Genomic DNA, 16,688 nt, shown 5'->3' on the forward strand with positions numbered 1-16,688 from the left:
TGTAGAAATACGGGGCCATAGCTCAGCTGGGAGAGCGCCTGCCTTGCACGCAGGAGGTCAACGGTTCGATCCCGTTTGGCTCCACCACTACTGCTTCTACGTTATGAAAGCTTAGAAATGAGCATTCCATCGTTATGATGGTGAATGTTGATTTCTAGTCTTTGATTAGATCGTTCTTTAAAAATTTGGGTATGTGATAGAAAGATAGACTGAACGTTACTTTCACTGGTAACGGATCAGGCTAAGGTAAAATTTGTGAGTTACTCAGTTTTGAGTATTATCGAATTTTCGGCGAATGTTGTCTTCACAGTATAACCAGATTGCTTGGGGTTATATGGTCAAGTGAAGAAGCGCATACGGTGGATGCCTTGGCAGTCAGAGGCGATGAAAGACGTGGTAGCCTGCGAAAAGCTTCGGGGAGTCGGCAAACAGACTTTGATCCGGAGATGTCTGAATGGGGGAACCCAGCCATCATAAGATGGTTACCTTACACTGAATACATAGGTGTATGGAGCGAACCAGGGGAACTGAAACATCTAAGTACCCTGAGGAAAAGAAATCAACCGAGATTCCCTTAGTAGTGGCGAGCGAACGGGGACTAGCCCTTAAGTGGCTTTGAGATTAGCGGAACGCTCTGGAAAGTGCGGCCATAGTGGGTGATAGCCCTGTACGCGAAAATCTCTTAGTCATGAAATCGAGTAGGACGGAGCACGAGAAACTTTGTCTGAATATGGGGGGACCATCCTCCAAGGCTAAATACTACTGACTGACCGATAGTGAACTAGTACCGTGAGGGAAAGGCGAAAAGAACCCCGGAGAGGGGAGTGAAATAGATCCTGAAACCGTATGCGTACAAGCAGTGGGAGCCCACTTTGTTGGGTGACTGCGTACCTTTTGTATAATGGGTCAGCGACTTATTTTCAGTGGCGAGCTTAACCGAATAGGGGAGGCGTAGCGAAAGCGAGTCTTAATAGGGCGTCTAGTCGCTGGGAATAGACCCGAAACCGGGCGATCTATCCATGGGCAGGTTGAAGGTTGGGTAACACTAACTGGAGGACCGAACCGACTACCGTTGAAAAGTTAGCGGATGACCTGTGGATCGGAGTGAAAGGCTAATCAAGCTCGGAGATAGCTGGTTCTCCTCGAAAGCTATTTAGGTAGCGCCTCATGTATCACTGTAGGGGGTAGAGCACTGTTTCGGCTAGGGGGTCATCCCGACTTACCAAACCGATGCAAACTCCGAATACCTACAAGTGCCGAGCATGGGAGACACACGGCGGGTGCTAACGTCCGTCGTGAAAAGGGAAACAACCCAGACCGTCAGCTAAGGTCCCAAAGTTATGGTTAAGTGGGAAACGATGTGGGAAGGCTTAGACAGCTAGGAGGTTGGCTTAGAAGCAGCCACCCTTTAAAGAAAGCGTAATAGCTCACTAGTCGAGTCGGCCTGCGCGGAAGATGTAACGGGGCTCAAACCATACACCGAAGCTACGGGTATCACGTAAGTGATGCGGTAGAGGAGCGTTCTGTAAGCCTGTGAAGGTGAGTTGAGAAGCTTGCTGGAGGTATCAGAAGTGCGAATGCTGACATGAGTAACGACAATGGGTGTGAAAAACACCCACGCCGAAAGACCAAGGTTTCCTGCGCAACGTTAATCGACGCAGGGTTAGTCGGTCCCTAAGGCGAGGCTGAAAAGCGTAGTCGATGGAAAACAGGTTAATATTCCTGTACTTCTGGTTATTGCGATGGAGGGACGGAGAAGGCTAGGCCAGCTTGGCGTTGGTTGTCCAAGTTTAAGGTGGTAGGCTGAGATCTTAGGTAAATCCGGGATCTTAAGGCCGAGAGCTGATGACGAGCTAACTTTTAGTTAGCGAAGTGGTTGATGCCATGCTTCCAAGAAAAGCTTCTAAGCTTCAGGTAACCAGGAACCGTACCCCAAACCGACACAGGTGGTTGGGTAGAGAATACCAAGGCGCTTGAGAGAACTCGGGTGAAGGAACTAGGCAAAATGGCACCGTAACTTCGGGAGAAGGTGCGCCGGTGAGGGTGAAGGACTTGCTCCGTAAGCTCATGCCGGTCGAAGATACCAGGCCGCTGCGACTGTTTATTAAAAACACAGCACTCTGCAAACACGAAAGTGGACGTATAGGGTGTGACGCCTGCCCGGTGCCGGAAGGTTAATTGATGGGGTTAGCTAACGCGAAGCTCTTGATCGAAGCCCCGGTAAACGGCGGCCGTAACTATAACGGTCCTAAGGTAGCGAAATTCCTTGTCGGGTAAGTTCCGACCTGCACGAATGGCGTAACGATGGCGGCGCTGTCTCCACCCGAGACTCAGTGAAATTGAAATCGCTGTGAAGATGCAGTGTATCCGCGGCTAGACGGAAAGACCCCGTGAACCTTTACTATAGCTTTGCACTGGACTTTGAATTTGCTTGTGTAGGATAGGTGGGAGGCTTTGAAGCGTGGACGCCAGTCTGCGTGGAGCCAACCTTGAAATACCACCCTGGCAACTTTGAGGTTCTAACTCAGGTCCGTTATCCGGATCGAGGACAGTGTATGGTGGGTAGTTTGACTGGGGCGGTCTCCTCCTAAAGAGTAACGGAGGAGTACGAAGGTGCGCTCAGACCGGTCGGAAATCGGTCGTAGAGTATAAAGGCAAAAGCGCGCTTGACTGCGAGACAGACACGTCGAGCAGGTACGAAAGTAGGTCTTAGTGATCCGGTGGTTCTGTATGGAAGGGCCATCGCTCAACGGATAAAAGGTACTCCGGGGATAACAGGCTGATACCGCCCAAGAGTTCATATCGACGGCGGTGTTTGGCACCTCGATGTCGGCTCATCACATCCTGGGGCTGAAGCCGGTCCCAAGGGTATGGCTGTTCGCCATTTAAAGTGGTACGCGAGCTGGGTTTAGAACGTCGTGAGACAGTTCGGTCCCTATCTGCCGTGGACGTTTGAGATTTGAGAGGGGCTGCTCCTAGTACGAGAGGACCGGAGTGGACGAACCTCTGGTGTTCCGGTTGTCACGCCAGTGGCATTGCCGGGTAGCTATGTTCGGAATAGATAACCGCTGAAAGCATCTAAGCGGGAAACTAGCCTCAAGATGAGATCTCACTGGGACCTTGAGTCCCCTGAAGGGCCGTCGAAGACTACGACGTTGATAGGTTGGGTGTGTAAGCGCTGTGAGGCGTTGAGCTAACCAATACTAATTGCCCGTGAGGCTTGACCATATAACACCCAAGCAATTTGACTACTCGAAAGAGCATCAGATTGCGGTGTGTGAAGACGATAGAACCGAAAGTTCGATCTCACGAAAACACCGAAAGCTGTCACATACCCAATTTGCTGAAGCGAGGCCATCTGGTCACGACTCAGTACCCGAATTTCTTGACGACCATAGAGCATTGGAACCACCTGATCCCATCCCGAACTCAGTAGTGAAACGATGCATCGCCGATGGTAGTGTGGGGTTTCCCCATGTGAGAGTAGGTCATCGTCAAGATTAAATTCCAAAACCCCTGTTTGCTAACGCGAACAGGGGTTTTGTTTATGTAGAAGTCCATGAATTTCACTGGTACGTTGCTAACACAACGGTCTGGTACACAGAATTTCTTGACGACCATAGAGCATTGGAACCACCTGATCCCATCCCGAACTCAGCAGTGAAACGATGCATCGCCGATGGTAGTGTGGGGTTTCCCCATGTGAGAGTAGGTCATCGTCAAGATTGAATTCCGAAACCCCTGTCTGTTAACGCAGACAGGGGTTTTGTCGTTTAGATCAGCAATTTTGTATTGCTGACAGACCTGATTGATCACCCGGGCATCCAGCCCGTAACTCGCTGCATTATTGGTTGGTTTCATTTTCTATCGCAGGACCTAGACCAAGGTGCCTAAGCGCTCAAAGCGTTCGTTATCCAATCCTCGTACGACAACCACCGGTCGGTTTCCTACGAAAAATGGCGATCCGTCTTACATTTTCCTAAGTTTTGCCTCGGCTTGGCCGAAAGCCTGACGAGCCATGCGTGCACCGAAATAGAGCGGCCCAAGAGTCCGCCTATAACGTTACATGGAATGTTCCACTCGGCACGCTAACCCCCCTTTGGCAAAAGAAGTCGATGAAATGAATCTCAAGTTCAGTCATAAAATTCTGTTGGCCGCGTCAGGCGTTGTGGTTCTGGCCTTCGCGTTATTTACCCTCTACAACGACTACCTGCAGCGCAGTACCATCAAGCAGAACCTAGAGTCGTCCATCGAGCAATCAGGTGAGCTCACCGCCAGCAGTGTGCAGAACTGGCTTAGCGGACGAATACTGGTGCTCGAAAGCCTCACGCAAAACGTCGCCCATCAAGGCGGTGCTGCCGACCTCCCTGGTCTGGTCGATCAACCGGCGTTCACCTCAAACTTCCAGTTCACCTATGTTGGCCAAACCAACGGCGTGTTTACGCAACGTCCGGACGCGAAAATGCCCGACGGCTACGACCCCCGTCAGCGCCCTTGGTACAAACAGGCAGTGGCTGCGGACAAGCCCATGCTTACACCACCGTATATGGCCGCAGTGGGTGGGCAGATCGTGACCATCGCGATGCCGGTGAAAAAGAACGGTGAATTGCTCGGCGTAGTCGGCGGTGACCTGAGCCTGCAGACCTTGGTGAAAATCATCAACTCGGTAGACTTCGGCGGCATCGGCCATGCGTTCCTAGTCAGCGGCGACGGCCAAGTCATCGTCAGTCCTGATCAAGGGCAGGTGATGAAAAACCTCAAAGACATCTACCCCGGCACTCAGTTACGCATCGAGAAGGTCAGTCAGGAGGTCGTTCTCAACGGCCAGGACCGCATCCTGTCATTTACCCCGATCAGCGGCTTGCCCGGCGCAGATTGGTATATCGGTCTGTCGATTGATAAAGACAAAGCCTACGCAGCATTGGGTAAGTTCCGTACTTCCGCGCTGATTGCCATGTTGATCGCCGTGGTTGCGATTGCCGTGCTCCTGAGTGTGCTCATCCAAGTGCTGCTGCGGCCTCTGACCACCATGGGGGTGGCGATGCAGGACATTGCGCAGGGCGAAGGTGACCTGACCCGTCGCCTGGCTGTCACCAGCAAGGACGAGTTCGGCGAAGTCGGCAGCGCGTTCAATCAATTCGTAGAACGCATCCACGCATCGATTTCGGAAGTGTCTTCGGCAACGCGCCAGGTGCACGACTTGTCCCAGCGTGTGATGGCCTCGTCCAATGCCTCTATCATCGGTTCCGACGAGCAAAGCGCGCGCACCAACAGCGTGGCCGCTGCGATCAACGAACTGGGCGCCGCCACCCAGGAAATCGCGCGTAACGCCGCCGATGCCTCGCAGCACGCCAGCGGAGCCAGTGAGCAGGCCGATGATGGGCGCAAAGTGGTGGAGCAAACCATCCTTGCAATGTCGGCACTGTCGCAGAAGATCAGCCTGTCCTGCACACAGATCGAAACCCTGAACGCCAGTACTGACAACATTGGTCACATCCTTGATGTGATCAAGGGGATTTCTCAGCAAACCAACCTGCTCGCACTCAACGCCGCCATTGAAGCGGCACGTGCCGGTGAGGCTGGTCGAGGTTTTGCGGTGGTCGCTGACGAGGTGCGCAACCTGGCTCACCGCACCCAGGAGTCCGCCGAAGAGATCCACAAAATGATCACCTCACTGCAAGTGGGCTCGCGTGAAGCGGTTACCACTATGAATGCCAGCCAGGCCTCCAGTGAAGAAAGCGTCGAGGTCGCCAACCAGGCGGGTGAGCGCCTGGTCAGCGTGACGCAGCGGATCGTCGAGATCGACGGCATGAACCAGTCCGTCGCCGCCGCTACCGAAGAGCAGACAGCCGTGGTGGAAACGCTCAACGTCGACATCAACCAGATCAACCTGCTGAATCAGCAGGGCGTGGCCAATCTCAATGAGACCCTGAAGGATTGCGATGCACTGTCGCAGCAGGCCAATCGATTGAAGCAACTGGTCGATAGTTTCAAGATCTGACCTGCTGATTGATCGGGCAGGGGCGAGTAGCCTCGCTCCTGCCGCTCAGCCAAGCAACCGACGGACATTGTCCAGGGCGCTGTTGGCGAAGTCCTGCACAAACTGTTCAAACCCTGCGTTTGCCTCATCCATGGGCTGCGCAATAATCGTCCATGTCACCCTGGAACACTCCACTCCTAGTGCTTCAACGCCGATCGCCGCCCATAACCTGGCCACGCCCAAGGTGTTATAGATTGTGGTCCAGGTCATATGCATGGTCTGCTCGTCCCGGCTATTGAGCTGCTCCACCACACAGTTGCCATCGCGGAAAAATTTTGTACGCAAGGCGCCTACACCTGTGCCTGTCATTTCGATATGCGTCAGGTCAGGAATGAACACATCGAAGCCTGAAAAATTCCCGACCATGTTCCACAGACGGGAGGCATGGCAGTCGACCACGACCGACGCGACTATCGGCAGGCCGTCCGGGTTGCGAATTAACGTATCGGGTTGCAGTGGTTTCATGAGGTTGTCCTGAGGCGTTCAAAGAAAGCCAATGGCCTTGAGGTAATTGCAGCCTTTGCTCAACAGCGCCGAATCTTTGTCGGGGTAGTGTGCCCCCATCTGCTGGACGCCCTGTCGCGCGTTGTCGTGGCGGATCATTGAGGTGTCGCCGATGTCTTCGTCGAGGCGCTCGAGATAAAAACCAAGCACGCCAAACAGTGCGTTGTCCTGGCTGACCGTTCGTATCTCCTGTTGCCAATGTGCAATGCTCACCCGCCTGAACCGGTGACCCGCTCGGCTGAAAGCATCCAGGTAATGCGCCCAGCTCAACGGTTGTGGGTTGTGCAGGTTGAACACACTGCGATTGGCTTGAAAGCCGGCGCAGTGGAATGCAATGAAACGAGCCAGGAAGTCCACCGGCATCAGGTCGAAATTCAACGCCAGCCGCGGTACCAGGCCAAGTTGAAGTGAGCCCTTGAGCATCAGCATCAGCCGATTTTTCTGCGGCTGGCAGGCCCCCGTGCGGCTGTGGAAACTGATATTGCCGGGGCGATGGATGTTCACCCAGGCTCCGCGCTCCACCGCACGTCCCAGTTGCCGCTCGGCGACCCATTTGGACAGGTTATAGCCATTCTTGATGTACAGCGGCAGCGTGGTCGCGGCGGGTGCCTCAAGGACATAGCCCTGGGTGTCCAAGCTGCTTGAGGCTGACAGCGTCGAGATAAAGTTAAAGACCTTCTTGCAGTGCGTCTCGCACAGGCGCAAGCATTCGAAGATGGGGTCAACGTTGTCCCTGGCCAGTGATGCGTAGTCCATCACGTGGTTGACCCGTGCCGCGTTGTGCACCAGCACACCGAAGTCCCGAGTGAGCGTGTCGTAAGCGTCGTTGGCCAACCCCAATCGAGGCAGGCTGATATCGGCGGCGAATACCTGCACCCGGCTCAGGTCCAGATGATCCAGGCGGTACTCGCGCAACGCTTGGGTAAACCGCATCATCGCCGAATGCCCCGGCTCCTCACGCACCAGGCATGCCACCTGGGTTGCATGACCGGCCAGCAACGCCTCGACGATATGCACACCAACAAAGCTGTTGGCCCCTGTCACGATCACTTTGTGCGGGTCGCCTGCGCGGTTCTCGGGAAGGATGTTGAGTGACCACTCCTGTTGTGCGTCGCGAACCGCCTGACTAGAGGGCGCATCGGGTCCTTCCCCGTCCTCCACCCATGTTGCGAGGGTACGAATAGTCGGCGCCTCAATGAAGTGGCTCAACGAGAAGCTGCGGCCGAATTGTTCGCGAAAACGCAATAAGAGTGTCGACAGCAAAATCGAATGGCCGCCGAGTTCAAAGAAACTCTCATCGATGGACAATTCATCCACGGGCAACGCCAGCAGCTCGATCCACAAGCGGGTCAATCGAATCTGAAGTGGGGTTTGCGCCGCGTTGCTGGGAGTCTGCAAAACGGATTGAGCCGGTAATGCGAGCAATGCTGCCCGGTCGACCTTGCCGTTGCTGGAACATGGCATGTGCGGCAACAGGCTCCAGAAACCGGGGTGCATGTAATCCGGCAGCCACTGTCGCGCGTGTTGCTGCAGGGCCGCCAAGGTGGCCCCCGGTTCGGGTTGAGCGACAAAGCTACGGATCCTGCGGTCATGGTCGATCACCACTGCGACCTGGCGATACAGCCGGCGGTTACGCAAGCACTGCTCTATCTCTTGGGGCTCGACCCGAAAGCCGCGGATTTTCACCTGATCATCACGGCGCCCCCCCAGCACAATCCCATCGGCGGTCCACTGTGCCAGATCACCGCTGCGGTAAGCCCTCAGCGACTGGCCCCCTGGCACCGCCAGTTCCACGAAAGGGCTGGCAAGCTGTTGCAGTGCGTTCACATACCCCAGGCTCACCCCAGGGCCGATGATATAGACCTCGCCTATGACCTGTTCATCTACCGGCTGCAGGTTCTCGTCAAGGATCAGCACCTGGCTGTTGGCGATGGGGCTTCCGACGTTGCGGTTGCTATCACCGGGGAGCAGCGTGCGATGGGTGACCAGCACCGTGGCCTCCGTGGGCCCATAGAGGTTGTGAAACTGGCAGTGCCCCGCGAGGCGTTCGATCACATGGGGCTCGCACACATCGCCGCCGGTAAGCAGGTGCGTCAGGCCCAGCGGTTGATCGAGCGGCAGAATGCTCAGCAGCGCAGGCGGCAGGAAGGCGTGGGTGACGCGCTGCCGTTGAAGCAGATCCAGCAGTTGCTGAGGGTCCTGTCGTTGCTCTGCGCTGGGGACAATCAACTCGGCCCCTGCTAACAAGCTGGGGAAAATATCGATCAGCGAAGCGTCAACGCTCAATGGCGAAAATTGCAGGACGCGGCTCAGCTCATCCAGGCTCATACAGGACCTGAACCAGGCCGTGAAATGCGCCAGGTTGGTCTGGCTGAGCAGCACACCCTTGGGTTGACCGGTGGTGCCTGATGTAAAGAGCGTCATGCAAGGACCGTCGGGGCGCGGGCGAGTCTGCACCAACGGACGCATGACGTCGGCGCTCCGCGGGTCGACCTTGCTGACATCCAGTGCAGTGAAGCGTCCCCGCAAGGGATGCTGACCCGCGTCAAGCAATACCCTGGCTTGCGCGCTCTCAAGCATGGCCTGATGGCGTTGAACCGGGTGGTCCGGACCCAGCGGCAGATACACGGCTGCGCAGCCCATCACCGCAAGAATGCTGGCGTACAACTCGATGGATTTTTCCAGGCACACGCCGACCACCGTTGGCGCCTGCCCAGTCGCCAGCAACGGCTGTAGTTGTTGCTGGATCGCCAAGGCGTGAAGCTGCAATTGACGATAGATCACTGTGTTGCCGGCGATGTTCAGCGCCGGCCGATCGGCGAAGGTGCGAAGGCTGGCCTGCAACTGTTCGATCACGGGCACCTGGGCTTCCCGCATGACAACAGGGTCTTCTGTGCGGTTGAATCGATGGACAAATGCCAGCGCGTCAAGCGCGTCCAAGCCTTGCTCGGGCCATTCATTGGCGGCCGCGTGCACAGAGAAATATCCAGTGTCCCGCGAGAATCCACTCACGTGCAGCGCGACCCACTCCACCAAGGCATGGGTTACCTGCTGGCGCAGCCGTTGGCCGTTGCCACTGGGTTCTTCGGTGATGCCAAGCACAGCCGATAATCGCCCGTTGGGCCCATAGGCGCGCAGTTGCAGCGCGGGTAGCCCGCATTCGGTTACCGGGCCAACACCCAGGCGCAGGCTGAACACCGGGAGTTGATCTGCTGGGTCCCGCAGCGACTGACTGCCGTCATCGATCAACAAGTCGATGCCTTCATCACTCAAGGCATGCCCATACTGTTCCAGCGCTTGCCTGATGGCGCCCAAGGCGCTGCTGGTGCCAGCAAACCCGATGGTCAGGCGCCTCATGTCAGCCTCCCGGACACCGGCAAGTAATTGCCCAACGCTTGCGCCACACTCGGCGTTTGCAGCAAGCCGCTGTGTTGCAGGAAACCCAGAATGTTGTCCATCAGCGGGTGCCGACGGGTGATCGGGAACGCCAGTGCCGTCACTTCATCGCGCAATGCGCTGCGCAGGCCTTCGCTGGCATCGAGGTGTTCGATCAAGTGCAGGTCGAAGTTTTTTTGCAGGTCGTTCGTCAGGTACTGAGCCAGGAATATCGGCAGCACCTGAGCGATGCTGTCGCGGTCTTCCGCGCTCGCCGTGTGCCAATACAGGCGTACGAGCCGTGTCCAGAATTGCGCATGGCGGCCCTCATCAAACAGGTGATCGGCCATCAAGCCACGGATCGACGCTTTAACACTGGTGTCCTTGGCGAACGCCGCCACATCGTGGGTCACGGTGTTTTCGGCAATGGCCACGCCAATCAGTGCTATTGCATCGCGCAGGTGGGCTGGCGCCTTGGCCTGGGCCGCAGGCAACGCACGGCTCAATTCAATTTCCCTTGGCGGTTGCAACGGTTGTATGCCGGTCATGGCTACGGTTTGCTGCAGGAAATCCAACGCAACCAGTGCGTGGTAGTCCTCGTCCACGACAACGGTCATCGCATCTACGCGGCAGGCAAGCGGGAAGGGCACCGAGAAGCGATTCTTGGCAATGCTGCGCGCAGTCTTGTCGACGATCTCAGTCTCGAAGATCACCACGTCGTTGATGAATTTGTAGAAGCTTTGCACCAGCACGAAATCGCGCCATTGCGGGCAGTGTTCGAGGAAGGTTGCACAGAGCACCAAGGGCTGGCGGCACATCGGGTAGATGAGCTTGTCATCGTCTTCCAGCAAACGGCGAGGGCGTGTGCGGATGGTTGCGCGGCGCTCCCAGTCGTCGGCAATGGCGTGGTAGTCGGCTGCGCTCATGGGTGCACCTCCAGCAGCGAGGCCTGAACCTCATCCCAGAATGCAATACGGCTTTGCACGGCCGCGAGGGCGGCATTGTTGGCCTGTTGCGGGTACGCCGGGTCTGCACTGACAAGGTGTTGGAGCAACTGCTCTGCTGCTGGGCCATGATCCTGGGCGTCCAATTCGATGTGACGCTTGAGGTAAGCGCACAGTGTCGGCGCGTGGCGATGGATAAGCTCATCAGATTGCAGGATGCGCTCGAATATCGTCGGGATGACATGCTCGCGACCGTGCAGGAATGTTGCCGCCACACAATGGGTAGGCGCGTTCAGCGCGAGATGCAATGTGTCGCTGACGAAGCGGGCCACGCCGGGAAGAATCTCTACCTCACGCAAGGCGGCAGTCGCTTCCATGCCTTGGCGTTGCAGCGCAACAAAGCGTTTGATCGGCGAGGTGCTGGCGCCCACTTCGGCCATGGCCTCCAGATAGAGTTCGAAGTGGCTGCAATAGCCTCCCTCGGGATGCTCGTCTGACTCCTCACTCAGCACGACCTCATTGATCAGGCGCGCGGCTTGCGTGTCGGCAGGTGGCAGCCAGGGCAGACGCGTGCAGGTCAGGTCCCGTTGCAGACGTTTGGCGAGGGTCATGAAGTCCCAGACGGCAAATATGTGGCTTTCCATAAAAAGTTGTAACTTGCGCAGGGAAGTTATTTCTGGAAATAACGAATGGCTGCATAACTGCAATTTTGCTGTTTCAAGTAACGGTTGATGCATGGTTGGTGCCTATAAGTTATTGCGTCTGCTGTGAAAAAACAGCGATGAGTTCTTGTAGTTGGCAAGAGGTGAATAGGTATGGACCAGCCGTACGCGTGCAAGGCGCTTCTAATGAGGCGACTGCAGCATCGAGTGAAGTGTCTGGTTTAGTAATAAAAGATGATAAGCGGGTTAAACAATTTGGCGAGCATACAAATGTGTTAGAAGTTTTTCTAAATAATATGGGCTGTAAGTTAGTGTCTTTATTGAAAGTGGGAAGTTTCGTGGGGCGGGGTACTAACCGTTAGTTAGGGAACCCCGCAACACTGCAAGATCGAGACAGGAAAGCTGGAAGGCTTATTACGTGCCTTTTTTGTCGCCGGCATCCAGGCCATTGAGGTATGCCGTGATTACCTCCATGCCTCGCATCAAGTGATTGCGCAGCGTCAGGATGCTTTCTTCGATTTTTTTCTGTGCCACCAGGCTCAGCAGTTCGCGGTGATCCTCCTGGGACGTCTGGCCCAACCCCATGGCCTCAAGGTTGTAACGCAGGAAACGTTCTTCCTCGTTCAAACCGTGCTCCACCAATTTGAGCAGCCGCTGGTTCGGGGCCTTGCCATACAAGGCCATGTGAAACAGCCGGTTGAGGCGACCAATCTCGGTGTAGTCTTTTTCCTGCTCCAAGGCGACGATGATGGCGTCCGCCTCGGCGATATCGGTTTCGGTGAGCAAAGGGATGGACGAGCGCAGCGCTTCAGACTCCAGCAGCATCCGCAGTTCATAGGTTTCGGCCGAATTATCCTCGATCAAGGGTGCGACGACAGCACCCTTGTGGGTCACCACATGCAGCAGTGACTGGGCTTCCAGCTGGCGCAAGGCTTCGCGCACCGGCATGCGGCTGACCCCGAACAGGCTGGCCAATTCCTGTTGGCGCATGGCGGTACCGCAGGGCAACCGACCGTCCAAGATGGCGTTGCGCAAGGTTTCTTCAATCACGGAGCGAGCGAGATGGGCGGGGATCGTTCCGCTGATCTTGATGCTGTTCAAAGGGGTCGGCTTCTGCGTCACGGTTACGTTATGCTCCTTATTAGAATGGGCATGGCTAATTGGATCCAATGCACACTAGAGACTGACCATAGGCTTGTCAAACGCGCACAGTTTCGGCTTGTAAGCGCTTCAACATAACGCTCTGAGCACCCACAGCCAGCCTCTATCGGGTCTTACGCATTCAGGTTCAACTCGCCTGCTATCGAGCGGGAAATTGCAGTACAGGCAGCTAAGCGCTCGTCACTTCGACACTGCAGTTTATTCCCTTGGCGCCAAGCGCGCGGGGTTTGGTCACCACATTCCCGTATATCGATATTCACTAACGGTATTTAAAATGCCGTTCTTATATCTATAAAGTCATTTCCCTGTCTGACCGGGAGTGACCTCATGTCCGCCACCTCTACTGTTCCAACAGCGACCGCAACCGCCCAAACGTTCGAGATTCGTCCATTTCCCGGTAGCGTTGGCGCCGAGATCATCGGCCTGGACCTGTCGCGCCCGGTCAACGATCAGGATTTCTCGCGTATTCACCGTGCGCACCTGGACCATCACGTCGTGGTGTTTCGCGATCAGCGCATCACCCCCCAACAACAGATCGCCTTCAGCCGTCGCTTTGGCGTGTTGCAAATCCATGTGCTCAAACAGTTCTTGCTGGCTGACCATCCGGAAATCCTGATCGTCTCCAACATTATCGAAAACGGCCAATCCATCGGCCTGGGGGATGCGGGCAAGTTCTGGCATTCAGACCTGTCCTACAAGGAGCTGCCCAGCCTGGGCTCGATGCTTCACGCCCAAGAGTTGCCTTCAGAAGGCGGCGACACCTTGTTTGCTGACATGCACAAAGCCTGGGACCAATTGCCGGAACACCTGCGCAAAGCCGTCGAAGGCCGCAGCGCCGCCCATTCCTACACGGCGCGTTACAGCGAAACCAAATTCGAAGGCAACTGGCGTCCCACGTTGACCCCTGAGCAGCTGGCCCAAGTTGCGGAAGTCGTACACCCCATCGTGCGCACCCACCCGGAAACCGGCCGCAAGGCGCTGTTCGTCAGTGAAGGTTTCACCACCCGTATCGTCGGCCTGCCGGAAGACGAAAGCCGCGACCTGCTGGCCCAGCTCTACGCCCACAGCGTGCTGCCCCACAACATCTACCGCCACCAATGGCAGCCCCACGACCTGGTGTTTTGGGACAACCGCTCGCTGATCCACCTGGCCGCCGGGTGCCCGAGCCACCTGCGCCGCAAGCTGTTTCGCACCACCATCCAGGGCGACGCGCCTTTCTGATACGGAGCATGACCATGTCCAGGAAACTTCCATTTGCACGGCTGGCCGCGACCGTCGGTCTGGGCGTCAGCCTGCTGGCTGGCGGCCTTGTTGCACCGGCTGCTGCGCAGGCTGAAGGCGAGATCCGCATCGCCGAGCAGTTCGGCATCGTTTACCTGTTGCTCAATGTGGTTCGTGATCAGAACCTGATCGAAAAATACGGTAAGCAGGAAGGTATCGACATCAAGGTCGACTGGACCCAATTGTCCGGTGGTGCAGCCGTCAATGATGCATTGCTCTCCGGCTCCATCGATATCGCGGGTGCCGGTGTCGGCCCGCTGTTGACCATCTGGGACCGCACCCACGGCAAGCAGAACGTCAAGGCGGTCGCTTCCCTGGGCAACTTTCCGTACTACCTGGTGAGCAACAATCCCCAGGTCAAGACCATTGCCGATTTCACCGAAAAAGATCGCATCGCTGTACCGGCAGTAGGCGTGTCGGTGCAATCGCGCTTCCTGCAATACGCCGCCGCCAAACAATGGGGCGATAAAGCATTCAATCGCCTCGACAAGTACACCGTCGCTGTCCCGCACCCGGATGCCACCGCGGCACTGATTGCTGGCGGTACCGAGCTGACTGGGCACTTCTCCAACCCGCCGTTCCAGGACCAGGCCCTGGCCAACCCGAACGTGCATGTGGTGCTCAACACCTACGACCTGCTCGGCCCGAACTCGCCGACGGTGCTGTTCGCCACCGAGAAATTCCGCAACGACAACCCGAAAACCTACAAGGCGTTCGTCGAGGCATTGACTGAAGCTGCGCAGTTCGCCCAGAACGATAAAGGCGCCGCAGCCGACACTTACATCCGCGTGACCAAGGCCAAGATCGACCGTGCCGCGTTGTTGAAAATCATCGATAACCCGCAGTTCGAATTCAGCGTCACGCCGAAAAATACCTATCCGCTGGCGGAATTCCTCTACCGCGTCGGCGCCATCAAGAACAAGCCTGAATCGTGGAAGGACTACTTCTTCCAGGACGCCAAGCCCCTGCAAGGAAGTTGAGATGAACGCACCCTTGCAAGGCCACACGGCCAGCAACCTGCATACCACCGCCCCGTTACTGGCGGTGGATAACGTCAGCCTGGAATACCGTACGCCTGAGCGCGTGGTGCGGGCTACTCACCAGGTGAGTTTCGAGATCGACCCGGCCGACCGCTACGTGCTGCTCGGGCCTTCGGGCTGCGGCAAATCCACCTTGCTCAAGTCCATCGCCGGGTTTATCAAGCCTTGCGAAGGCGAGATCCGCCTGTTGGGCCAAAAGGTCGAACAACCTGGTCCGGATCGCATCGTGGTGTTCCAGGAATTCGACCAACTGCCGCCGTGGAAAACCGTCAAACAGAACGTGATGTTTCCACTGCTTGCGTCGAAAACCTTGAAGCGGCCTGAAGCCGAAGAACGTGCGTTGCATTATCTCGACAAAGTCGGCCTCACGGCCTTTGCCGATGCCTACCCACACACCCTGTCCGGCGGCATGAAAGCCCGTGTCGCCATCGCCCGTGCCTTGGCCATGCAGCCGAAAATCCTGCTGATGGACGAGCCCTTCGCCGCCCTCGACGCGCTGACCCGGCGCAAGATGCAGGAGGAGTTGCTGCTGCTCTGGGAGGAGGTGCGCTTCACCCTGTTGTTTGTCACCCACTCCATCGAAGAAGCGCTGGTGGTGGGCAATCGCATCCTGCTGTTGTCGCCCCATCCCGGGCGTGTGCGCGCGGAAATCCACAGCCATCAATACGACCTGCACAGCCTCGGTGGCGTGGCGTTCCAGGCGTCGGCGCGGCGGATTCATCGCTTGTTGTTCGATGAAGCGCCCGAAGCCGAACGTGAGTTGGGTTTTGCCGATATTCGCATCGCTTACTGAAGGGTCAACCCAATGCGCCAGGAATACGAAATTACCCTAGAACCGCTGCTCAGCGTTCCCGTGGAACGCGAGCTGCCCCTGCGCCAACGCCTGTGGCAACAAGGCTGGCTGCGCAAGGGGTTGATCTTGATCGTGCTCGCGATCCTCTGGGAAGCCGTTGCGCGCTACCAGAACAACGACCTGCTGCTGCCGAGCTTCCTGCAGACCTTTCATGCGCTTTACGACGGCCTGCTCAGTGGGGAATTGCTCAGCAAAGTCAGCATCTCGCTGGTGGTGCTGATCAAGGGCTACCTGATCGGCATCGTGCTGGCGTTTGCCCTGACCACCTTGGCGGTGTCGACCCAACTGGGCCGCGACCTGCTAAGTACACTGACCTCGATGTTCAACCCGCTGCCGGCCATCGCGCTGTTGCCGCTGGCGCTGCTGTGGTTTGGCCTGGGGCAGAACAGCCTGATTTTCGTGCTGGTGCATTCGGTGCTGTGGGCGTTGGCGCTCAACACGTACTCGGGGTTCCTCGGCGTGTCCGAGACCCTGCGCATGGCCGGCCGCAACTATGGCCTCAAGGGCATGCGCTTTGTGCTGTTCATCCTGATCCCGGCGGCACTGCCGTCGATCCTCGCGGGCCTCAAGATCGGCTGGGCGTTTGCCTGGCGCACGCTGATCGCCGCCGAGCTGGTATTCGGTGCAACAAGCGGCAAGGGTGGTCTGGGCTGGTACATCTTCCAGAACCGCAACGAGCTGTACACCGACAAGGTGTTTGCTGGCTTGGCGGTGGTGATCCTGATCGGGTTGCTGGTGGAAAACCTGGTGTTTGACACGTTTGAGCGGCTGACGGTGAAACGCTGGGGCATGCAACGCTGAATACGCTACGATTGCGCCAAGTTCACT

The 16,688-nt window shown here is 56.8% G+C and carries 10 protein-coding genes, 1 tRNA gene and 3 rRNA genes; 9 read left to right on the top strand and 5 right to left on the bottom strand.

The window, feature by feature from the left end; translation table 11 throughout:
* The first annotated feature begins 11 nt into the window (after positions 1–11).
* The 5 genes from HU722_RS01600 to HU722_RS01620 all read left to right on the top strand — a co-directional run bounded on the left by HU722_RS01600 (position 12) and on the right by HU722_RS01620 (position 6,001).
* Positions 12–87, top strand: a tRNA-Ala gene (locus HU722_RS01600).
* A gap of 249 nt (positions 88–336) precedes the next feature.
* A 23S ribosomal RNA gene (locus HU722_RS01605) occupies positions 337–3,228 on the top strand.
* A 156-nt stretch (positions 3,229–3,384) separates the two neighbouring features.
* Positions 3,385–3,500: ribosomal RNA gene (gene rrf / locus HU722_RS01610) — 5S ribosomal RNA — on the top strand.
* A gap of 109 nt (positions 3,501–3,609) precedes the next feature.
* A 5S ribosomal RNA gene (rrf, locus tag HU722_RS01615) occupies positions 3,610–3,725 on the top strand.
* Between the two features lie 395 nt (positions 3,726–4,120).
* Positions 4,121–6,001, top strand: coding sequence for a methyl-accepting chemotaxis protein (locus tag HU722_RS01620; RefSeq protein ID WP_065872836.1), 1,881 nt, complete (start codon positions 4,121–4,123; stop codon positions 5,999–6,001).
* A gap of 45 nt (positions 6,002–6,046) precedes the next feature.
* On the opposite strand, the gene HU722_RS01625 is transcribed toward HU722_RS01620, so the two are convergent.
* The 5 genes from HU722_RS01625 to HU722_RS01645 form a co-directional block, all read right to left on the bottom strand.
* Positions 6,047–6,505, bottom strand: coding sequence for an SRPBCC family protein (locus HU722_RS01625; protein ID WP_065872835.1), 459 nt, complete (start codon positions 6,503–6,505; stop codon positions 6,047–6,049).
* 18 nt (positions 6,506–6,523) lie between these two features.
* Complete coding sequence (locus HU722_RS01630) at positions 6,524–9,901, bottom strand: amino acid adenylation domain-containing protein (protein WP_065879685.1); 3,378 nt, start codon at positions 9,899–9,901, stop codon at positions 6,524–6,526.
* A complete protein-coding gene (locus tag HU722_RS01635) occupies positions 9,898–10,845 on the bottom strand; it encodes a diiron oxygenase (protein WP_065872833.1) in 948 nt (315 codons plus the stop codon). Before HU722_RS01635 ends, HU722_RS01630 begins: the two co-directional genes overlap by 4 nt.
* On the bottom strand, positions 10,842–11,600 hold the full coding sequence (locus HU722_RS01640; protein WP_065872832.1) for a DUF3050 domain-containing protein: 759 nt from the start codon (positions 11,598–11,600) through the stop codon (positions 10,842–10,844). Before HU722_RS01640 ends, HU722_RS01635 begins: the two co-directional genes overlap by 4 nt.
* Before the next feature lie 339 nt (positions 11,601–11,939).
* Positions 11,940–12,647, bottom strand: a complete 708-nt coding sequence (locus HU722_RS01645) for a GntR family transcriptional regulator (RefSeq protein ID WP_065872831.1) — start codon at positions 12,645–12,647, stop codon at positions 11,940–11,942.
* Positions 12,648–13,013: 366 nt separating this feature from the next.
* On the opposite strand from HU722_RS01645, the gene HU722_RS01650 reads away from it, so the two are divergent.
* From HU722_RS01650 to HU722_RS01665, 4 genes are read left to right on the top strand one after another with little or no spacing between them, the layout of a single operon-like run.
* Positions 13,014–13,907 carry a TauD/TfdA dioxygenase family protein gene (locus HU722_RS01650; protein ID WP_065879686.1) on the top strand — a complete coding sequence of 298 codons (894 nt, stop codon included), beginning with the start codon at positions 13,014–13,016 and terminating at the stop codon, positions 13,905–13,907.
* Between the two features lie 14 nt (positions 13,908–13,921).
* Entirely contained in the window at positions 13,922–14,947 is a 1,026-nt protein-coding gene (locus HU722_RS01655; protein ID WP_065879687.1) for an ABC transporter substrate-binding protein, read from the top strand.
* 1 nt (position 14,948) lies between these two features.
* Positions 14,949–15,800, top strand: coding sequence for an ABC transporter ATP-binding protein (locus HU722_RS01660; protein WP_065872828.1), 852 nt, complete (start codon positions 14,949–14,951; stop codon positions 15,798–15,800).
* Between the two features lie 12 nt (positions 15,801–15,812).
* On the top strand, positions 15,813–16,661 hold the full coding sequence (locus HU722_RS01665) for an ABC transporter permease (protein ID WP_012721565.1): 849 nt from the start codon (positions 15,813–15,815) through the stop codon (positions 16,659–16,661).
* The last annotated feature ends 27 nt before the right edge of the window (positions 16,662–16,688 follow it).

Source organism: Pseudomonas tritici (genome assembly GCF_014268275.3).
Taxonomy (GTDB): domain Bacteria; phylum Pseudomonadota; class Gammaproteobacteria; order Pseudomonadales; family Pseudomonadaceae; genus Aquipseudomonas; species Aquipseudomonas tritici.